This window comes from Streptomyces marokkonensis (assembly GCF_008312835.1).
Taxonomy (GTDB): Bacteria; Actinomycetota; Actinomycetes; order Streptomycetales; family Streptomycetaceae; genus Streptomyces; species Streptomyces marokkonensis_A.
The window spans coordinates 19,604-35,214 of the sequence record NZ_VSKS01000030.1 but is presented as its reverse complement, the minus strand read 5'-3'; the positions used below and the strand labels follow the sequence as shown (position 1 = coordinate 35,214).

Here is a 15,611-nt window from a genome sequence, read left to right as displayed (position 1 = left end):
GCCCCGGTCCGCACGGGTGCCCCGCCGGGTCACGGGCTCCGGCCCGCCTTCCATGCCGATGTGCACCGCGCACCGGGTGCCGGTCCGTTCGCCCGGAAGCACGCCTCCGGCGAGTCTCGCCGACCGCCACGGACGCCGTCATCTCCCGTGTTGCCGTGCCGGTTCAGGCGGGGACGCGCCGCCCCGGGGGAGCCGGCTCGTCGGTGAGCACGGTCTGATGGGCCAGGCGCAGCTCCACGCCCGGTTCGATGCCGAGCTCCTCGATCAGCAGCGAGCGCGCCCGGCTGTAGCACGCCAGCGCGTCCCCGCTGCGCCCGCTGCCGTGCAGAGCGAGCACGAGCCGTGCGCAGAACCCCTCGTTGAGCGGGTCCTCGGCGACCAGCCGCCGCAGCTCTCCGACGAGTTCGAGGTGCCTGCCCAGCCGGAGGTCCAGGTCCACGCGCCGCTTGAGGGCGGTCGTCCACGCCTCGTCGTACTGCAGCGCCGTACCGGCCAGGGAGCCGCTGTCGCGGAGGTCTTCGAGCGCCGGCCCGCGACGCAGCGCCAGAGCCTCCTGGTACTGCTTCGAGGCGAGTGCCGCGAGGCCCGCCTCAGCAGTCTTCGCGGCGAGGGCGCAGAGCCGGTCGAAGCACACGGTGTCGAGAACGCCGTCGTTGACCTGCAGCTGATAGCCGGGCGCACGGGTGCGCACGGTGCACCAGCGGCCGTCGAGGTGATGCCGGACCAGGAACTTGCGCAGCTGGGAGACGTACACCCGTAAGGCGGCGAGGGCGGTGGCGGGCGGCCGGTCGCCCCACAGCTCCCTGATCAGTGCCTCGTTGGAGACCGTCGCGTTCGGCCGGACGAGCAGGGTGGCCAGCAGCTGCCGCAGTTTGCGCTGCGGCAGTGGGGCCTCGACCGAGTCGACCACGATCTCCAGTGGGCCGAGCAGGCGCAGTGCCACGGCACGCGGTGCGACGTCGGCCGTGCCGCGCGCGACAGGCAGATCGACGACGGCGGTCATGTCCGCGCCTCCAGCCGCGGGTGGCCGCTGCGGTAGAAGGCGAGCGGCTGTTGCTCGTTCTGGAGGCCGGCACCGACGACCTCCCCGAGGACGATCCGGTGGTCCCCGCCCGGGTAGGTGGCGCGGAACCGGCAGTCGAGATGAGCCAGCGCTCCCGTGAGGACGGGCGAGCCCGTCGCCGCCCGCAGGTGGGGGACGCCCTCGAAGGAGGCCGACTCCCGGCGGGCGAACGAACGGCACAGAGTGGCCTGGTCGGCGGCGAGAAAGCTCACGGCGAATGCGCCGGCGGCACGTATCTCGGAAAGCATCCGAGATCCCGTATGCACGCAGAAAAGTACCAGTGCCGGGTCGAGCGACACCGAAGTGAACGAATTGACGGTGAGTCCGGCCGGTTCCCTGCCGTCCCCCTGGCAGGCGATGACGGTCACACCGGTGAGAAACCTTCCGCACACCTCCCGGAGTGCCGCCTGGTCCACCGGCGGCGGGCGCCTTTCATCGGTTTCCGAAACGGTCATGCTTTCCACTGGAACCCCCTAGAAAGTACCGCGCACGGCCATGAGCACCCCGGTTCCCCCGGAACAAGGGCTATGGCGGCGCGGGGCAGGTGGAGGGTAACGAGGCGGTGTCCGTGCCGCCTACGGTCCGAGGGACGAGCAGCGACGTACTTTCGTCCGGTCCGGGAACCGCACCTCAGCACCAGGAGCGAAGAACCTCCAGCTCAGACGAGTGACTCAGAGGACGGTGCCGGCCTTCGGACCCTCATGGACTGGGCAATACGGGAGAACCGCCGCCCGTTCGGGCCACTGCGCGGGGCCGTGCCGGAGCCCCGCCCGCGCAGCGCGGCGCACGCGGTGCGCAGCGCACCCCCACGGCGTTTTTGCGCCACCTCATCAGCGCTTTACCGGGCTGGGTGAATCTGATTCCGCCGCCCATCGGGGGCACCGGACGGTACGAAAGGACTGAGAATGCGCAGCACCCTCATCGTGGCCCGCATGAAACCGGACGCAGCGGCGGATGTGAAGCAGATCTTCGCCGATTCCGACGCCGGTGAACTCCCCGGGCTGATCGGGGTCAGGGAGCGCCGGCTTTTCCGCTTCCACGACCTCTACCTGCACTACATGGAATCGGACGACGAAGTGCGCGACGCGATCGAGGACATGCGCGGCCACGAGCTGTTCACGTCGGTGAGCGACCGCCTGAGCGCACACATCACCGCCTACGACCCGCGGACCTGGCGCGGCCCCCGGGACGCGATGGCTCACGAGTTCTACACCTGGCATGCGGACGGCTGACTCCGGCGTACGCGCGCTCCGGCGACGACGGGGTCGCCGGTTCCGGGGGGCCGCACCGCGTGTGCGGGACTACGAGAGGAGGCCGGCGTGGCCGGCAACCGAATGACGAAGATCGCGGCGAAGGACATCGAGCCCAACCGGCGCAGGGGCGGGGATCTGCGCACGTTGCTGAGCCCTGCGACGGCGGGCGCCAGTTCCGGCTTCATGGGGGTGCTGACCATGGAGCCCGGTGAGGTGGTCACCGAGCACTACCACCCGTATTCGGAGGAGTTCCTCTACCTCGCGAGCGGCGAGATCACGGCTCGCGTGGACGGCGAACCGGTACGGCTGTCCGCCGGGGAGGCGCTCCATCTGCAGAAGAACGTCCGCCACCGGCTGGAGAACCACGGCCCGGCGCCCGCCTTCATGGTGTTCCAGCTCGGACCGCTGGCTCCGCGCCCCGAACTGGGCCACGTGGACACGGAACCGCTGCCCGGCCAGGAGAAGGTGTGAACACCCGTCGGGCCGTGGTCACGGGCATCGGCGTGGTCGCTCCCGGCGGCGTGGGGACGAAGGCGTTCTGGGAACTGCTCACCTCCGGGCGCAGCGCGACCCGGGCGATCAGCCAGTTCGACGCCTCCGGTTACCGGTCCCGGATCGCGGCCGAGTGCGACTTCGACCCCGACGGCTCGGGGCTGAGCGGTGAGGAGACCGGGCGCATGGACCGGGCCGCCCAGTTCGCCGTCGTCGCGGCCAGGGAGGCGCTCGCGGACAGCGGTGCCGGCGACGTCGGCGTGCCGCCCCACCGGATCGGGGTCTCGCTGGGCAGTGCGGTGGGTGCGACGGTCACCCTGGAACAGCAGTACACCAGGGTCAGCGACGCGGGCAGCCGCTGGGTCGTGGACGCCGCAGACCCGTATCCGCACCTGTACCGGGCGCTCGTGCCGAGCGGTCTGGCCGCGGAGGTCGCCTGGACGTCCGGCGCGCAGGGCCCGGTCCGTGTCGTCTCCACCGGATGCACCTCCGGGCTGGACGCGGTGGCGCTGGGCGCGCAGTTCATCGAGGACGGGTCCGCCGACATCGTGGTGGCGGGTGCCACGGAGGCGCCCATCTCGCCGATCACGGTCGCCTGCTTCGACGCCATCAAGGCCACTTCCGCCAACAACGACGACCCGGGCCACGCCTCGCGCCCCTTCGACCGGGACCGCGACGGCTTCGTCCTGGGTGAGGGGGCCGCGGCTCTGATCCTGGAGGAGGCCGGGGCGGCACGCCGCCGGGGAGCCAGGGTCTACTGCGAGGTCGCCGGATACGCACAGCGCAGCAACGCGTTCCACATGACCGGACTGCGTCCCGACGGCGTGGAGATGGCCGAGGCGATCCGGGTGGCACTCGATCGCGCCCGGCTGGCCCCCGAGAGCGTCGACTACGTCAACGCGCACGGCTCGGGCACCCGGCAGAACGACCGGCACGAGACGGCGGCTTTCAAGAGCTCGCTCGGGGAACACGCCCACCGGGTACCGGTCAGCTCCATCAAGTCGATGGTGGGCCACTCGCTGGGGGCCATCGGAGCCCTGGAACTCGCCGCCTGCGCACTGGCGATCGACACCGACACGGTGCCGCCGACGGCCAATCTGCACACGCCGGACCCCGAACTGGGCCTGGACTACGTACCGCTCACCGCCCGGGAGCACCGGACGGACACCGTGCTGAGCGTGGGCAGCGGTTTCGGCGGCTTCCAGACGGCGGTGGTGCTCACCGCTCCCCGGGGGGAGCCCGGTCATGGGTGACACGACGACGGCCCGTGGCCCGGTCGTGGTCACCGGTCTCTCGGCGATCGCCCCGGGCGGCAGCGGCGCCGAGGAGTTCTGGCGGCTCGTACTCGACGGCGGCTGCGGCCTCGGGCCCGTCACGCACTTCGGCACGGACGGCTTCCCCGTGCACGTGGCCGGAGAGGTCCACGCGGACGGGACACTGCCCGGCATCGATCCGCGACTCGCGGTGCAGACCGACCGCTGGACCCAGTTCGCCCTGCTGGCCGGCGAGGAGGCACTGGCGGACGCACGGGTCGGTCCGGAGGGCACGGCCCCGTACGGCCTCGGTGTGATCACCGCTTCCTCGTCCGGCGGCAACGCCTTCGGCCAGCGCGAGATCCAGGCACTGTGGTCCAAGGGGCCGCGCCATGTGGGCCCCTACCAGTCGATCGCCTGGTTCTACGCGGCGACCACCGGCCAGTTGTCCATCAGGCACGGGATGCGGGGGCCGTGCCATGTGGCCGTCGCCGAGCAGGCCGGCGGTCTGGACGCCATCGCGCAGGCCCGCCGCGCGGTGGTGACGGGAGACGCCGAGGTCGTGCTGACCGGTGGCACCGAGGCGCCGCTCAGTCCGTACGCACTGGCCTGTCAGACCACGTCGGGACGGTTGAGCGCCGGCACGGACCCCGAGCGGGCGTACACCCCGTTCGACGCCGGTGCGGCGGGGCACGTGCCCGGCGAAGGCGGTGCCCTGCTCGTCGTCGAGTCGCGGGACGCGGCACGACGTCGCGGGGTGGACCGGCCCTACGGAGAGATCGCCGGGCACGCCGCCACGTTCGACCCCGCTCCGGGCGCGGGCCCGGCCGGCCACGACTCGCTGCGGCGGGCGGTCGAACTGGCCCTGGCGGATGCCCGGGTGGACGCGTCGGACATCGACATGGTCTTCGCCGACGCGGCGGCCACCCCGGAACTGGACCGGGCCGAGGCGGCCTGCCTGGCCGAGGTCTTCGGCGCGGGCGGGGTCCCGGTGACGGCGCCCAAGGCCCGTTACGGACGCCTCTACGCCGGCGGCGCGCCGCTCGACGTGGTGACCGCCCTGCTGGCGCTGCGGGACCAGGTGATCCCGCCGACCGGCCCGCACGTGCGGGCCGATCCCGCGCTCGGGATCGATCTGGTGACGCGACCCCGTGAAACGCCCCTGCACACCGCTCTGGTGATCGCCCGCGGCTACGGGGGCTTCAACTCGGCCCTCGTCGTCAGGGGCCTCACGTGACCGCCGCGGAGCGCGGCGCGACAGACCCATCCGACCGCGAAGGGACCGGACCCATGACCGACGACCCCCTGACCTACGAGGACTTCCTCGCGATAGTGCAGCGCTGCACCGGTGTACCCGCGGACGTGCTGGGCACGGAAGGCCCGGACACCACCATCGAGGACATGGGAGTGGACTCCCTGGGCCTGCTCGGCGTCGTCACCGAGGTGGAGAACCGCTACGACGTCCGGCTGGAGACGGAGGGCGTCACCTGCTTCTCGGAGATCCACGCGCTGATCAACGAGCAACTGGCGCCGGCCGCGGCGCGCACGGAGAACAGCGTCGTCATCGACGCCCCGCTGCGTCTCGTGTGGGACATGACCAACGACGTGGCGAAGTGGCCCGGGCTCTTCACCGAGTACGCCTCCGCGGAGATCCTCCACCGTTCGGGCGACACCGTGCGCTTCCGGCTCTCGCTGCACCCCGAACCGGACGGCAAGGTGTGGAGCTGGGTGTCGGAGCGGGTGGCCGACCGGTCGGCCCTCACGGTGCGCGCCCACCGCGTGGAACCCGGGCCCTTCGCCTTCATGAACATCCGCTGGTACTACCGGCAGGTGGACGGCGGTGTGGAGATGCGCTGGGTGCAGGAGTTCCACATGAGGCGCGACGCCCCGATCGACGACGCCGGCATGACGGAGCGCATCAACACGAACTCGGCGGCGCAACTCGCCGTGATCAAGGAGCGTGTCGAGGCTGAGGCCCGCAGCGCGGCGGCGGTGACCCGGTGAACGCCGTGGACTTCGGGCTGAAGGGCAGGCATGTGCTGGTGACGGGTGGTGCCCGCGGCATCGGCCGTGCCACGGTACTCGCCCTCGCCAGCCAGGGCGCCTCCGTGACGGCCTGCTACGTCAACGAGAGCGCGCAGGTCGAGTCGCTGCGGCGGGAACTGCGCGACCGCGGGACCTCGAACCGGCTGGTCCGGTGCGACATCGCGGACATCGAGCAGACGACGCGCCTGTGCGCGGAGGCGCACGACGCACACGGGCCGCTGGACGCGGTGGTCAACAACGCGGGCGTCATCAGCCACCTGCCGCTGGAGAAGCTGGAACCCGCCGAGTGGCACCGCGTCCTGGACACCAATCTCACGGGCATGTACCACGTGATCCGCTCGGCGCTGCCCCACCTGTCCGAGGTCGCCTCGGTCGTCAACATCAGCTCGGCGGTCGCCCACCACGGCATGCCGGCGGCTGCGCACTACGTGGCCTCCAAGGCCGGCGTGATGGGGCTGACCCGGGCGCTCGCCAAGGAACTCGGCCCGCGCGGCGTCAGGGTCAACTGTGTGGCGTCCGGTCTCGTGGAGACCGACCAGATGCGGACCGTGACGCCCGAGGGCCGCGCCCGCTACGAGCAGATGATCGCGCTGGGCCGGATGGGAGCCCCCGAGGAGATCGCCGACACGGTGCTCTTCCTCGTCTCGGACGCCGCCCGCTACGTCACCGGCGCCACTCTCGACGCCGACGGCGGCATCTGACACGGCCGGTGAGAAGGAGACATGAGGTGCTGCGCACCGTACTGGAGATGACCGTCCGTGAGGGGAGCGAGGAGGAGTTCCGCGCGGCCTGGCTGGAGACCGCGCGGGCGGCGGCCCTGCTGCCGGGCAGCGTCGCCCAGACGCTGCTGAGGGACCCCTCCCGCCCGGGAACCCATCTGATCATGGCCGACTGGGCCGACCGGGACGCCCTGGAGGCGTTCCGGTCGGGTCCCGCCCGCGCGGAACTGAGCGCGCGTCTGGAGCAGTTCCGCGATTCCGCGCACAAGCGTGTGCTCGAAGCGCTCGAGCACGTGACCACCGACGAGAACCTGGGGAGTGATCCGGCATGACCGTACGTGTCATGGTTTCCGCCCGCATCGAGGAGAAGGACCGGGAGGCCTTCGAGGAGGCGTACCGGTCGGTCGCCGCCGCCGTGCGCGGCACCCCGGGCCACCTCCGCGACGAACTGCTGCGGGACGCGGAGGAACCCGGCCGCTACATCCTGCTCGCCGAGTGGGAGAGCGAGGAGGCGTTCCGGCGCTGGGAGGACGCGCCCTCCCACCGCGAGACGGCGGCTCCGATGTTCCCGTACTGGAGCGGCGGGGGCATCGAGCGGCGGATCTACGACCTGCGGACCCGGCTCGACAGTGTGCCCACACACACCTGAACGGCCGGTCATGGCGACGACGACCGTGAAGAAGGTACTGGTGGTGGGCGCCGGCATCGGAGGACTCACCACGGCGGCCGGACTGGTGCGGCAGGGTGTCGAGGTCGAGGTCTTCGAGGCCCGCCCGTCGCCGGGCCGCCTGCTGACCGGAGGCGGGTTCATGCTGTGGCACAACGCCTTCCTGTCACTGCGGCGGATCGGCCTCGACACGGCCGTCGCCGCGGACGCGGTGCGGATGCGTGTCCACGAGTTCCGCTCGGACCGCGGCCGCCGGCTCGCACGGTGGGACCTCGACGGTCCCACCCGCGCGTGCGGGGCGCCGGCGTGCGCGCTGCGCCGGTCGTCCCTGCACAAGATCCTCACCGGGGCGGTGGGCGAGCACCGGATACGCCTCGGTGCGCGGCTGACCGGCTGGACCCAGGACGACGACGGCGTCACGGCGCGGTTCGCGGACGGTTCCTCCGCCCGCGGCGACGCGCTGGTCGGCGCCGACGGGCTCCGTTCGGCGGTCCGCTCGACGATGCGCCGGGGCTTCGAGGTGCCGCCCCGGTACGCCGGCTACACGGCCTGGCAGGCCATCACCCGGCTGCCGGGCGAGTCGCTGGTGCCCACGGGCACCTTCTTCAACCTGTGGGGGAAGGGCGGACTGCGGTTCCTGTACTGCCGCCTCAGCGAGAACGAGGTCTACTGGGACGCCATCACCAGCGACCGGGCGGCCGCCCGCCTCGACACCGTGCGGGACAGCCCGCGGGCCGCTCTGGCCGCGGCGTACCGTGACTGGCCCGACCCCGTCGGCGAGATCATCGCCTCGACCGGCGACGACGCCCTGCTCCCCGTGGCCATCCACGACCGCCCGCCGGGCGGCGGATGGAGTCATGGCCGTGTGGTGCTCGTCGGGGACGCGGCACATCCGATGACGCTCAACCTCAGTCAGGGGGCGGGCCAGGCGGTGGAGAGCGGTGTCGTGCTCGCCTCGATGCTCGGCGCGTGCGACCGGCGGGACGTGGCGTCCGTGCTGAGCCGGTTCGAAGAGGTGCGCCGGGGACGTGCGGCGGACATGGTCGACACCTCGTGGAACATCGGCAGGCTGGGGCTGATGCACGGAGCGATCCCGTCCCGGCTGCGCGATCTGATGATGTACACGTTCTTCGACAGCGTGGCCCGGCGACAGAGCTACTCGCTCATGCTGGACGACCGGCTGCAGACGGACCCCGTGCCGATCGCCGGACCAGCCGGCCCGGTACCGGACCGAAGGGGTTCCTGATGCTCCTCCCCACCGTGGCCGCCGTGTTCGTCATGTGCACGGGCACGCTCGCCGGTGCGCTGGTCGCCGTCGAACGCGCGGTGGTGCCCATGCTGCTCAGCCTCGCTCGGCAGACCTGGTCCGAGGTGCACCGGCTCCTCGACCCGGGCTTCGATCCGCTGATGCCGCGGGTCAACAAGGTGGCGCTGGCGGCGGGCCTCGCGCTCGCCCTCCTCGCCCCGGGCGCGGCGGCGAAGGCCGCCTTCGCCGCCGCGCTGGCCGGAGTCGTCGGTGTGGCACTGGTGTCGGAGCTGCGGAACGTCCGTATGAACCGGCGCGTCGACGCCTGGGCGAGGGCCGGGGAGTACCCGGAGACCTGGACGGAACTGCGTTCCGACTGGGCCCGGGCCAACCGGACCCGGACCGCGTTCGCCGTGTTCGCGTTCCTCGCCGCGCTGGGCGGCTGCGCGCTGGCCTGGGCGTAGCGGCACCGGTGGCCCGGTGACGGCCCGGGCGTGGCGACACCGGTGGTGCCCGGTGACGGTGCCGCGGACCGCAGCCGCACCGGCCGGTCACCGGTCCGCACCCGCCGCGGCGAACGCGGTGGGGGCGCCTTGCTGACCGAAACGCACCTACCGGGGCGGCGGGCTCCCGGCCCGTTCCGCCCGGCAGGCCCTGACTTCCCATCATTGCGAGGAGCTGATCCGGTGGATCACGAAGAGACAGCACGGCCTACGGGCACCCCGCCACCGTTGCGGGCGGATGCCGGAGGGGACTTCGCCGGCCGCGTCGCCCTCGTGACCGGCGCGGCACGCGGCATCGGTGCCGCGACGGCCCGGTTGCTGGCTGCCCGGGGCGCCGCCGTGGCCGTCAACTACCGCAAGAGCGCCGAGCGGGCGCAGGAGGTCGTCGACGCCGTGACCCGGGCGGGCGGCCGCGCGGTCGCGCTCCAGGGCGACGTCACCGACGCGGAGCAGGTGGACGCCCTCGTGGCGGCCGTCGAGGCGGAACTCGGCCCGGTGGACGTCCTCGTGCTCAACGCGGCGGGCATCGGCGCGCACGAGGCGCGGATCGCGCCCGCGGCCGAGCTCGGCTGGGACGACCTGGAGCTCGTGGTCGTCCGGCAGCTCAAGGCGCTGTTCCTCACCACACGGGTCGTGCTGCCCGGTATGACGGAACGCGGCCGGGGCTCGATCGTGGCGGTGGGAGCGGCCCTGGCCCGCAGGCCGGCACCCCGGTTCCTGCCGCTGGCCGTCGCGAAGGCCGGCGTCGCGGCCGCGGTGCGCTCCCTCGCGACGGAGGCCGGCCCCCACGGTGTGCGCGTCAACGCGGTGGAGCCGAACCTCGTCCTCACCGAACTCGCACACGGCGTTCCCGAGCAGCAGCGCCGCGCCGCTGCCGAGCGCGCCGCGCTGCGCCGCAACGGTACTCCCGAGGACGTGGCCGAGATCATCGCCTTCGCCGCGTCGGAACGGGCGGGCTATCTCACCGGCGCCTGCCTCCTCGCCGACGGCGGCACGACCTTCGCCTGACCCGCCACGCACTGCGGGGCCAGCGGATTTTCCGCCTCTTTATCAGCCCCTTTCGAGCCGCTGCTTCGCTGAGCTCAGCGGCCGCGCCGTTGACCAACCGATCGAGAGGAAACGCATCGTGTCGAAGCCCGAGAGGAAAGTCGTCAGCCGGGACGAGGTCGAGCCCGTCTGCTGGTTCGGGGAGGAGGGCCGGTTCCTTCTCCGAAAGGAGGACACGGGCGGACTCTACAGCTTCTACCAGATCACCACGCGTCCCGGCAGCGGTCCGCCGCTGCATGTGCACGAGACCGCCGACGAGGCGTTCTTCGTCAACAAGGGCCGTTACGAATTCGAGGTCGGCGGCGTGTCCCAGGTCATCACCGAGGGCACGGTGATCTTCGGCCCCCGGGGGGTGCCGCACAAGTTCCTCAACGTCGGCGAGGAGCCCGGCCAGCTGCTGGTGATCGCGACGCCCGGTGGCGTCGAGAACTTCTTCATCGGGCTGTCCCGGCTGGTCGCGAACGGCAAGCCGGACTGGGCGAAGATGCAGGAGCTCGCCAACGAGCACCGGATGCGCGGCTTCCAGCCGCCGCCGGGCGCCCACGGCGACCTGCCCGGACCGTCGCGGGGAGCCCGGCCGGCCGCCGGCCGCCGCTGAACCGCCCGCCCCGGGGGCGCGGCCCGCCCAGGTCCTGACGGCCGGCGGCCGCGCCCCCTCGGCAGCTCCGACCACACGTCACAGTGCCGCGACAGGCGCGCACAGCACACGGAGGAGGACAGCATGCCCGGGCTCCCACCACGACCTCGGAACGACCGGCCCCGCGCCCACGACGTGATCATCCTGGGGTCCGGTATCGCCGGCTCCACTCTCGGCGCCATCCTCGCCAGGCAGGGCGTGTCGGTCCTGCTGATCGACGGCGGGACACACCCGCGGTTCGCCGTCGGCGAGTCCACCACGCTCTACACCCTGAAGGTGTTCCGCCTGCTGGCCCGCCGCTACGGGGTTCCCGAACTCGAACCGCTCACCTCGTACGAGGGCTGCCGTGACGAGATCGCCCCCACCTGCGGCACCAAGCGCCATTTCGGCTTTATCCGCCACGAAGAGGGCAAGGAGCCGGATCCCTCCGAGTTCCTGCAGTTCAGCCCGCCGTCGAAGGTGCTTCAGACGAGCCATCTGTTCCGCCAGGACACGGACGCCCATCTCTTCCACACGGCGATCCGCTACGGCTGTGACGCCCTGCAGGCGTTCCCGGTCGCGGACGTGGAACTGGCCGACGGCCACGTCGCCGTCGTGGGCGGGAACGGCGAGCGGCACGAGGGCCGCTATCTGGTGGACGCCAGCGGCTTCCGGTCGCCCCTCGCCGCCCGGCTGGACCTGCGAAGTCCCCCCGAGGCGCTGAAGCACCACTCCCGCTCCCTGTTCACGCACATGATCGGCGTCCGCCCGACGGACGAGTGCCTTCGGGTGGGGCCCGAGGACGCTCCGCCCATTCCCTGGGTCGAGGGCACGATGCACCACCTCTTCGACCGGGGCTGGTTCTGGTCGATTCCCTTCAACAACGCCCCGGGTTCGCGCAACCCGCTGATCAGCGTGGGCCTGACACTGGACGAGCGTCTCCACCCGCGGTCGCCGGATCTCTCCCCCGAGGAGGAGTTCCGCGCCTTCGCGGCCCGGTTCCCCGCCGTCGAGCGGCTGTTCGCCGACGCGCGGACCGTCCGTCCGTGGGTCTCCGCGGGACGCATCCAGTACGCGTCGAAGCGGACGGTCGGACACCGCTGGTGCCTGATGTCCCACGCGGCCGGCTTCATCGACCCGCTCTTCTCACGGGGCCTGACGAACACGGGCGAGGTGATCAACTCCCTGGCGTGGCGGCTGCTGGCGGCCCTGGCCGATGACGACTTCGACGAGCAGCGCTTCTCCTACGTCGACGCGCTGCAGCAGGGGCTCATCCGCTACAACGACGAACTGGTCAACTGCGCCTTCGTGTCCTTCGCCGACCATTCTCTGTGGAACGCCGTCTACCGGGTGTGGTGCGCGGCGGAGGTGCCGGTGAACCTGCGTTTCGACCGGTTCACCGAGCGGTTCACCCGGACCGGGGACGACGGCGTCCTGCGCGCCATGGAGGAGGCGCCGCACCCCGGACTCCCCGTGCCCGGATCCGATGGCTACAAGGCGCTGTTCGACGAGATGGTCGGGGAGTGCGAAGCGGTCGACCGCGGGGAGACGCCGGCCGCGGTCGCCGGCGCGCGGCTGCTGGATGCCGTGGCGTCCTCCCCCGTGGTGCTCGACCACCTCGGGCTGCGCGATCCGGCGTGCCGCTTCGTGTATCCGAAACCCGACGATCTGCGGCGCATGGCCCACTGGCTGCGTCACGAGGGACCCGGGGAGCTGCGCTACCTCACCACGGGGGTCGACGCGCACGGCAGGGCACTGCCCCCGGACCACCAGGAGACTCCGGTACCGCACTGACACGCGCGGCGCGGGCCGGGCGAAGGGCGGAGCTCCCCGGGGAGCCCGCCCTTCGCCGTACCCGCCTCCCGGCTCAGCCGCCGCCGGGGCGCGGAACGACCCTGAAGACGGGACAGGACGGGGCCGCCGCAGCGAAGTGCTCGGGAGATGCCGATGCCACCAGTCCGTTGCGCAGGAACGCGCCCGTGCCGCGCGGGTTCTGCCGGGGGAACCGCCGCAGCACGGCGGCGCGTTCGTCCACCGGCAGCTCCACCAGGTCCACCCGCTCGCGGTGGCGTCCCCTGGTGAGCAGGCCGTGTCCCGCCGCCCGGGCGTTCCTCGCCCAGTCGGAGCCGGGGTAGGCCTGGACGAGGTAGCGGGTGCCGTCGATCAGCACGGGTGCCACCGGGGTGGTCCGCGGCACGCCACTGCGCCGGCCCGGCACCGTCAGCAGGTGCATCGGGCCGAACGGCAGGCCGACCCGGTGGGCGAACACGACGAGGCGGTTGCGCGCCCTGTGGCGTACGGAGAGGCCGCGGCGTGGGGTGGTCATGAAACCCTCCTTCACTGGTGGGGCCGGCTCTGCCGTGCCGTCGCCCGGGGTCGGTCATGCCTTGTGGACGCGCCGCATGACGGTCCGTACGACGGAGCGGGGCATGGCACGCATCAGCGGGAGCCTGATCCGGTAGGCGCGTCCCGGCACCACGGACGGGCGCCCCGCTGCCACGGCCTCCAGTCCGGCCTGCGCCACCTGGTCCGGTGTGAGCCACTTGATGGACGGCAGGGTGTCCGGGGACACCCCGGCGACGGTGTGGAACTCCGAGCGGGTCAGCCCGGTGTGCACCGTCGTGACGTGGACGCCGTGGCGCGCCACTTCCATGGCGAGGCTCTCCCCCATCGAGGACATGAACGCCTTGGACGCGGCGTACGTGGCGGAGCGCGGCTTGGGCAGCACGGCGACCAGGGACGACACATTGACGATGCCGCCCGACCCGCTGCCGATCATGCGCGGCAGACAGGCGTGGGAGAGCCGCAGCGGCACCAGGGTGCCCAGCACGGCCGTCCGGACCTCCCGGTCGACCGGGAGGTCGGCGAAGTACCCGGAACCGCTCGATCCCGCGTTGTTGACCAGGAGACCGACGGGCCGTTCCGTCGCCGCCAGCCGTTCCTCCGCCGCGGCGACGTCCCCCTCGTCGGTGAGGTCGAGCTTCATCACCTCGACGTCCACCCGGTGACGCGAGCCGAGCTCGGAGGCCAGCTGTGCGAGGCGGTCGCCGCGGCGTGCCACCAGAACGAGGTCCACGCCCTCCCCGGCCAGCCGGCGGGCGAACCCCTCCCCGATACCGCTCGACGCACCGGTGACCAGCGCCCTGCCGTACGGAAATCGTCGCATGCCATTCCCCGTATCTCCTCGAATTCCAGGACCGGTTCCCGAACCATACCCGGCATCCGCTCGAAATACAGCAGCCCTTTCGATCCGCATACCCGCACGGAAGCAATTTATTGACGCTTAATCAGGGATTCATCGGCCGATGATGTAATGATGCCCGCGCGATCGGCCGGGCATTAACCCATTCAACATTCAGATGCATTCTCCGACCGGAATCGCAGCCGAACGGTCCGCTCCTTCCCGCCACCGTCGAAATGGCTGGTGCAACTGGTATGACCTCCTCAGCACAGAGACCCGGATCCCCGCCCGCCTCCGTCCTCCCGCCGGAAGGCGGCCCCGCGCCCCGGCTCCACTCCCTCACCGGACTGCGGTGGATCGCGGCGCTCGCGGTGTTCCTCTCCCACGTCAGCACGCTGCTGCCGATACCCCACACCGACGCGGTCTTCGCCATGGGCTCGTCCGGCGTGACCTTCTTCTTCGTCCTCTCCGGCTTCGTCCTGACCTGGACATGGACGTCCGGCGACCGGACGGGGCCCTTCTACGGCCGCCGGTTCGCACGCATCTGGCCGCTGCTGGTCATCGGGGTCACCGTCCCGCTGCTGCTGCAGCTGCCCGACGCGCCGGACGCGCAGTCCAACACCCTGATCCTGATGGCGGTGTCCGCCGTCCTCCTCTACCAGGCGTGGGTGCCGAACTGGATTCTCGGCGGCACCAGTCCGGTGACCTGGTCGCTGGCGTGCGAGGCCTTCTTCTACGCGGTGTTCCCGTTCGTCGCCCCCTACGCGCTGCGCCGTTCACTGCGGTGGCTCGGCTGGGCCGCGGTGACGCTCGTACTGGTCGGCTGGGGCATCAAGCTCTGGCTGTGGGAGGCCTACCCGCCCACGCCGAGGCCGTCGTTCACCGGCATGGACGGTCTGATCTTCGGCACGTACTCGCCCATCGCCCGGGTCTGGGAGTTCCTGCTGGGCGTGGTCGCGGCGGCCGCCGTGCGCAAGGGCTGGCGCTCCCCGCTGGGCGTGCGCGGCGCCACCGGACTGCTCCTCGCCGGCCTGGTCGCGCTGTGGCTGCTGCGTGACGAGACCTGGCGCCTGTACGTCGTGTTCGACGCCCTGGGCCAGGTGACCGCGCCCCTCTACGCGCTGCTGGTGGTGGCGGTCGCGCAACGCGACATGGGCGGGAGCTCCTCCTGGCTCGCCCGGGGACCCATGGTCGCGCTCGGCGAGTGGTCGTACGCCTTCTACCTGCTGCACTTCACCGTGCTCTTCGAGATCGCGTCGCGGGTGTCCGACCGCCACAGCATCGTCGAGTTCTACATGATGCCGGCCGGGGCGAGCTGGACGAACCTGTGGTGGGTCCTGCTGGCGCTCGGGCTCGCGATCCTCGTCAGCGCGCTCCTCCACCAGTTCTACGAACGCCCGGCGGAACTCTGGCTGCGCGCACGGATCGGGCGGCGGGTGCCCGCCTCACCGGGCCGCACCGGGCCGCACGCCGACGACCGGCGCCGGGCGGCCGGTGCCGCTCCCGCCAAGGAATGAGGTCAGGA

The 15,611-nt window shown here is 71.9% G+C and carries 18 protein-coding genes and 1 pseudogene; 15 read left to right on the top strand and 4 right to left on the bottom strand.

Annotated elements, in window-relative coordinates:
- Positions 1–163: 163 nt before the first annotated feature.
- Together F1615_RS33405 and F1615_RS33400 are read right to left on the bottom strand one after the other, a co-directional pair.
- On the bottom strand, positions 164–1,003 hold the full coding sequence (locus F1615_RS33405; RefSeq protein ID WP_149552791.1) for an AfsR/SARP family transcriptional regulator: 840 nt from the start codon (positions 1,001–1,003) through the stop codon (positions 164–166).
- Positions 1,000–1,518, bottom strand: a complete 519-nt coding sequence (locus F1615_RS33400) for a flavin reductase family protein (protein WP_244328937.1) — start codon at positions 1,516–1,518, stop codon at positions 1,000–1,002. The genes F1615_RS33405 and F1615_RS33400 overlap by 4 nt, the downstream gene beginning before the upstream one ends.
- Positions 1,519–1,968: 450 nt before the next feature.
- Here F1615_RS33400 and F1615_RS33395 point away from each other — a divergent pair, with 450 nt between their 5' ends.
- The 14 genes and pseudogenes from F1615_RS33395 (at position 1,969) to F1615_RS33335 (ending at position 12,699) form a co-directional block, all read left to right on the top strand.
- A complete protein-coding gene (locus tag F1615_RS33395; protein ID WP_149552790.1) occupies positions 1,969–2,295 on the top strand; it encodes a TcmI family type II polyketide cyclase in 327 nt (108 codons plus the stop codon).
- 87 nt (positions 2,296–2,382) lie between these two features.
- Positions 2,383–2,787, top strand: coding sequence for a cupin domain-containing protein (locus tag F1615_RS33390; protein ID WP_244328936.1), 405 nt, complete (start codon positions 2,383–2,385; stop codon positions 2,785–2,787).
- Positions 2,784–4,061: a beta-ketoacyl-[acyl-carrier-protein] synthase family protein gene (locus tag F1615_RS33385; protein WP_149552789.1), complete on the top strand. Its 1,278-nt coding sequence runs from the start codon at positions 2,784–2,786 to the stop codon at positions 4,059–4,061. The genes F1615_RS33390 and F1615_RS33385 overlap by 4 nt, the downstream gene beginning before the upstream one ends.
- Positions 4,054–5,298: a ketosynthase chain-length factor gene (locus tag F1615_RS33380; protein WP_149552788.1), complete on the top strand. Its 1,245-nt coding sequence runs from the start codon at positions 4,054–4,056 to the stop codon at positions 5,296–5,298. The genes F1615_RS33385 and F1615_RS33380 overlap by 8 nt, the downstream gene beginning before the upstream one ends.
- Before the next feature lie 53 nt (positions 5,299–5,351).
- Positions 5,352–5,522, top strand: a pseudogene (locus F1615_RS36640) (acyl carrier protein); the annotation flags it as partial.
- 63 nt (positions 5,523–5,585) lie between these two features.
- Entirely contained in the window at positions 5,586–6,065 is a 480-nt protein-coding gene (locus tag F1615_RS33375) for an SRPBCC family protein (protein ID WP_280118918.1), read from the top strand.
- Positions 6,062–6,808: an SDR family oxidoreductase gene (locus F1615_RS33370; RefSeq protein WP_244328935.1), complete on the top strand. Its 747-nt coding sequence runs from the start codon at positions 6,062–6,064 to the stop codon at positions 6,806–6,808. Before F1615_RS33375 ends, F1615_RS33370 begins: the two co-directional genes overlap by 4 nt.
- Before the next feature lie 26 nt (positions 6,809–6,834).
- Positions 6,835–7,158 carry an antibiotic biosynthesis monooxygenase family protein gene (locus tag F1615_RS33365; protein ID WP_149552787.1) on the top strand — a complete coding sequence of 108 codons (324 nt, stop codon included), beginning with the start codon at positions 6,835–6,837 and terminating at the stop codon, positions 7,156–7,158.
- Positions 7,155–7,475: an antibiotic biosynthesis monooxygenase family protein gene (locus F1615_RS33360; RefSeq protein WP_149552786.1), complete on the top strand. Its 321-nt coding sequence runs from the start codon at positions 7,155–7,157 to the stop codon at positions 7,473–7,475. The genes F1615_RS33365 and F1615_RS33360 overlap by 4 nt, the downstream gene beginning before the upstream one ends.
- Positions 7,476–7,485: 10 nt before the next feature.
- A complete protein-coding gene (locus tag F1615_RS33355) occupies positions 7,486–8,739 on the top strand; it encodes an FAD-dependent oxidoreductase (RefSeq protein ID WP_149552785.1) in 1,254 nt (417 codons plus the stop codon).
- Positions 8,739–9,203, top strand: a complete 465-nt coding sequence (locus F1615_RS33350; RefSeq protein WP_149552784.1) for an anthrone oxygenase family protein — start codon at positions 8,739–8,741, stop codon at positions 9,201–9,203. The genes F1615_RS33355 and F1615_RS33350 overlap by 1 nt, the downstream gene beginning before the upstream one ends.
- Positions 9,204–9,425: 222 nt before the next feature.
- Entirely contained in the window at positions 9,426–10,250 is an 825-nt protein-coding gene (locus F1615_RS33345; protein WP_208818467.1) for an SDR family NAD(P)-dependent oxidoreductase, read from the top strand.
- A 118-nt stretch (positions 10,251–10,368) separates the two neighbouring features.
- Positions 10,369–10,887, top strand: a complete 519-nt coding sequence (locus tag F1615_RS35825) for a cupin domain-containing protein (RefSeq protein ID WP_167533933.1) — start codon at positions 10,369–10,371, stop codon at positions 10,885–10,887.
- Positions 10,888–11,010: 123 nt separating this feature from the next.
- A complete protein-coding gene (locus tag F1615_RS33335; protein ID WP_149552782.1) occupies positions 11,011–12,699 on the top strand; it encodes an NAD(P)/FAD-dependent oxidoreductase in 1,689 nt (562 codons plus the stop codon).
- A gap of 73 nt (positions 12,700–12,772) precedes the next feature.
- Here the strand turns inward: F1615_RS33335 and F1615_RS33330 are convergent, their stop codons facing one another.
- Entirely contained in the window at positions 12,773–13,231 is a 459-nt protein-coding gene (locus F1615_RS33330) for a nitroreductase family deazaflavin-dependent oxidoreductase (protein ID WP_149552781.1), read from the bottom strand.
- 54 nt (positions 13,232–13,285) lie between these two features.
- Positions 13,286–14,071, bottom strand: a complete 786-nt coding sequence (locus F1615_RS33325; protein ID WP_149552780.1) for an SDR family NAD(P)-dependent oxidoreductase — start codon at positions 14,069–14,071, stop codon at positions 13,286–13,288.
- A 269-nt stretch (positions 14,072–14,340) separates the two neighbouring features.
- On the opposite strand from F1615_RS33325, the gene F1615_RS33320 reads away from it, so the two are divergent.
- On the top strand, positions 14,341–15,603 hold the full coding sequence (locus F1615_RS33320) for an acyltransferase family protein (protein WP_167533932.1): 1,263 nt from the start codon (positions 14,341–14,343) through the stop codon (positions 15,601–15,603).
- The last annotated feature ends 8 nt before the right edge of the window (positions 15,604–15,611 follow it).

Coding starts and splice junctions, on each gene's coding strand:
- F1615_RS33355 (WP_149552785.1), top strand. CDS start 7,486: ATGGCGACGACGACCGTGAAGAAGGTACTGGTGGTGGGCGCCGGCATC.
- F1615_RS33330 (WP_149552781.1), bottom strand. CDS start 13,231: ATGACCACCCCACGCCGCGGCCTCTCCGTACGCCACAGGGCGCGCAAC.
- F1615_RS33350 (WP_149552784.1), top strand. CDS start 8,739: ATGCTCCTCCCCACCGTGGCCGCCGTGTTCGTCATGTGCACGGGCACG.
- F1615_RS33395 (WP_149552790.1), top strand. CDS start 1,969: ATGCGCAGCACCCTCATCGTGGCCCGCATGAAACCGGACGCAGCGGCG.
- F1615_RS33360 (WP_149552786.1), top strand. CDS start 7,155: ATGACCGTACGTGTCATGGTTTCCGCCCGCATCGAGGAGAAGGACCGG.
- F1615_RS33320 (WP_167533932.1), top strand. CDS start 14,341: ATGACCTCCTCAGCACAGAGACCCGGATCCCCGCCCGCCTCCGTCCTC.
- F1615_RS33380 (WP_149552788.1), top strand. CDS start 4,054: ATGGGTGACACGACGACGGCCCGTGGCCCGGTCGTGGTCACCGGTCTC.
- F1615_RS33325 (WP_149552780.1), bottom strand. CDS start 14,071: ATGCGACGATTTCCGTACGGCAGGGCGCTGGTCACCGGTGCGTCGAGC.
- F1615_RS33335 (WP_149552782.1), top strand. CDS start 11,011: ATGCCCGGGCTCCCACCACGACCTCGGAACGACCGGCCCCGCGCCCAC.
- F1615_RS33405 (WP_149552791.1), bottom strand. CDS start 1,003: ATGACCGCCGTCGTCGATCTGCCTGTCGCGCGCGGCACGGCCGACGTC.
- F1615_RS33400 (WP_244328937.1), bottom strand. CDS start 1,518: ATGACCGTTTCGGAAACCGATGAAAGGCGCCCGCCGCCGGTGGACCAG.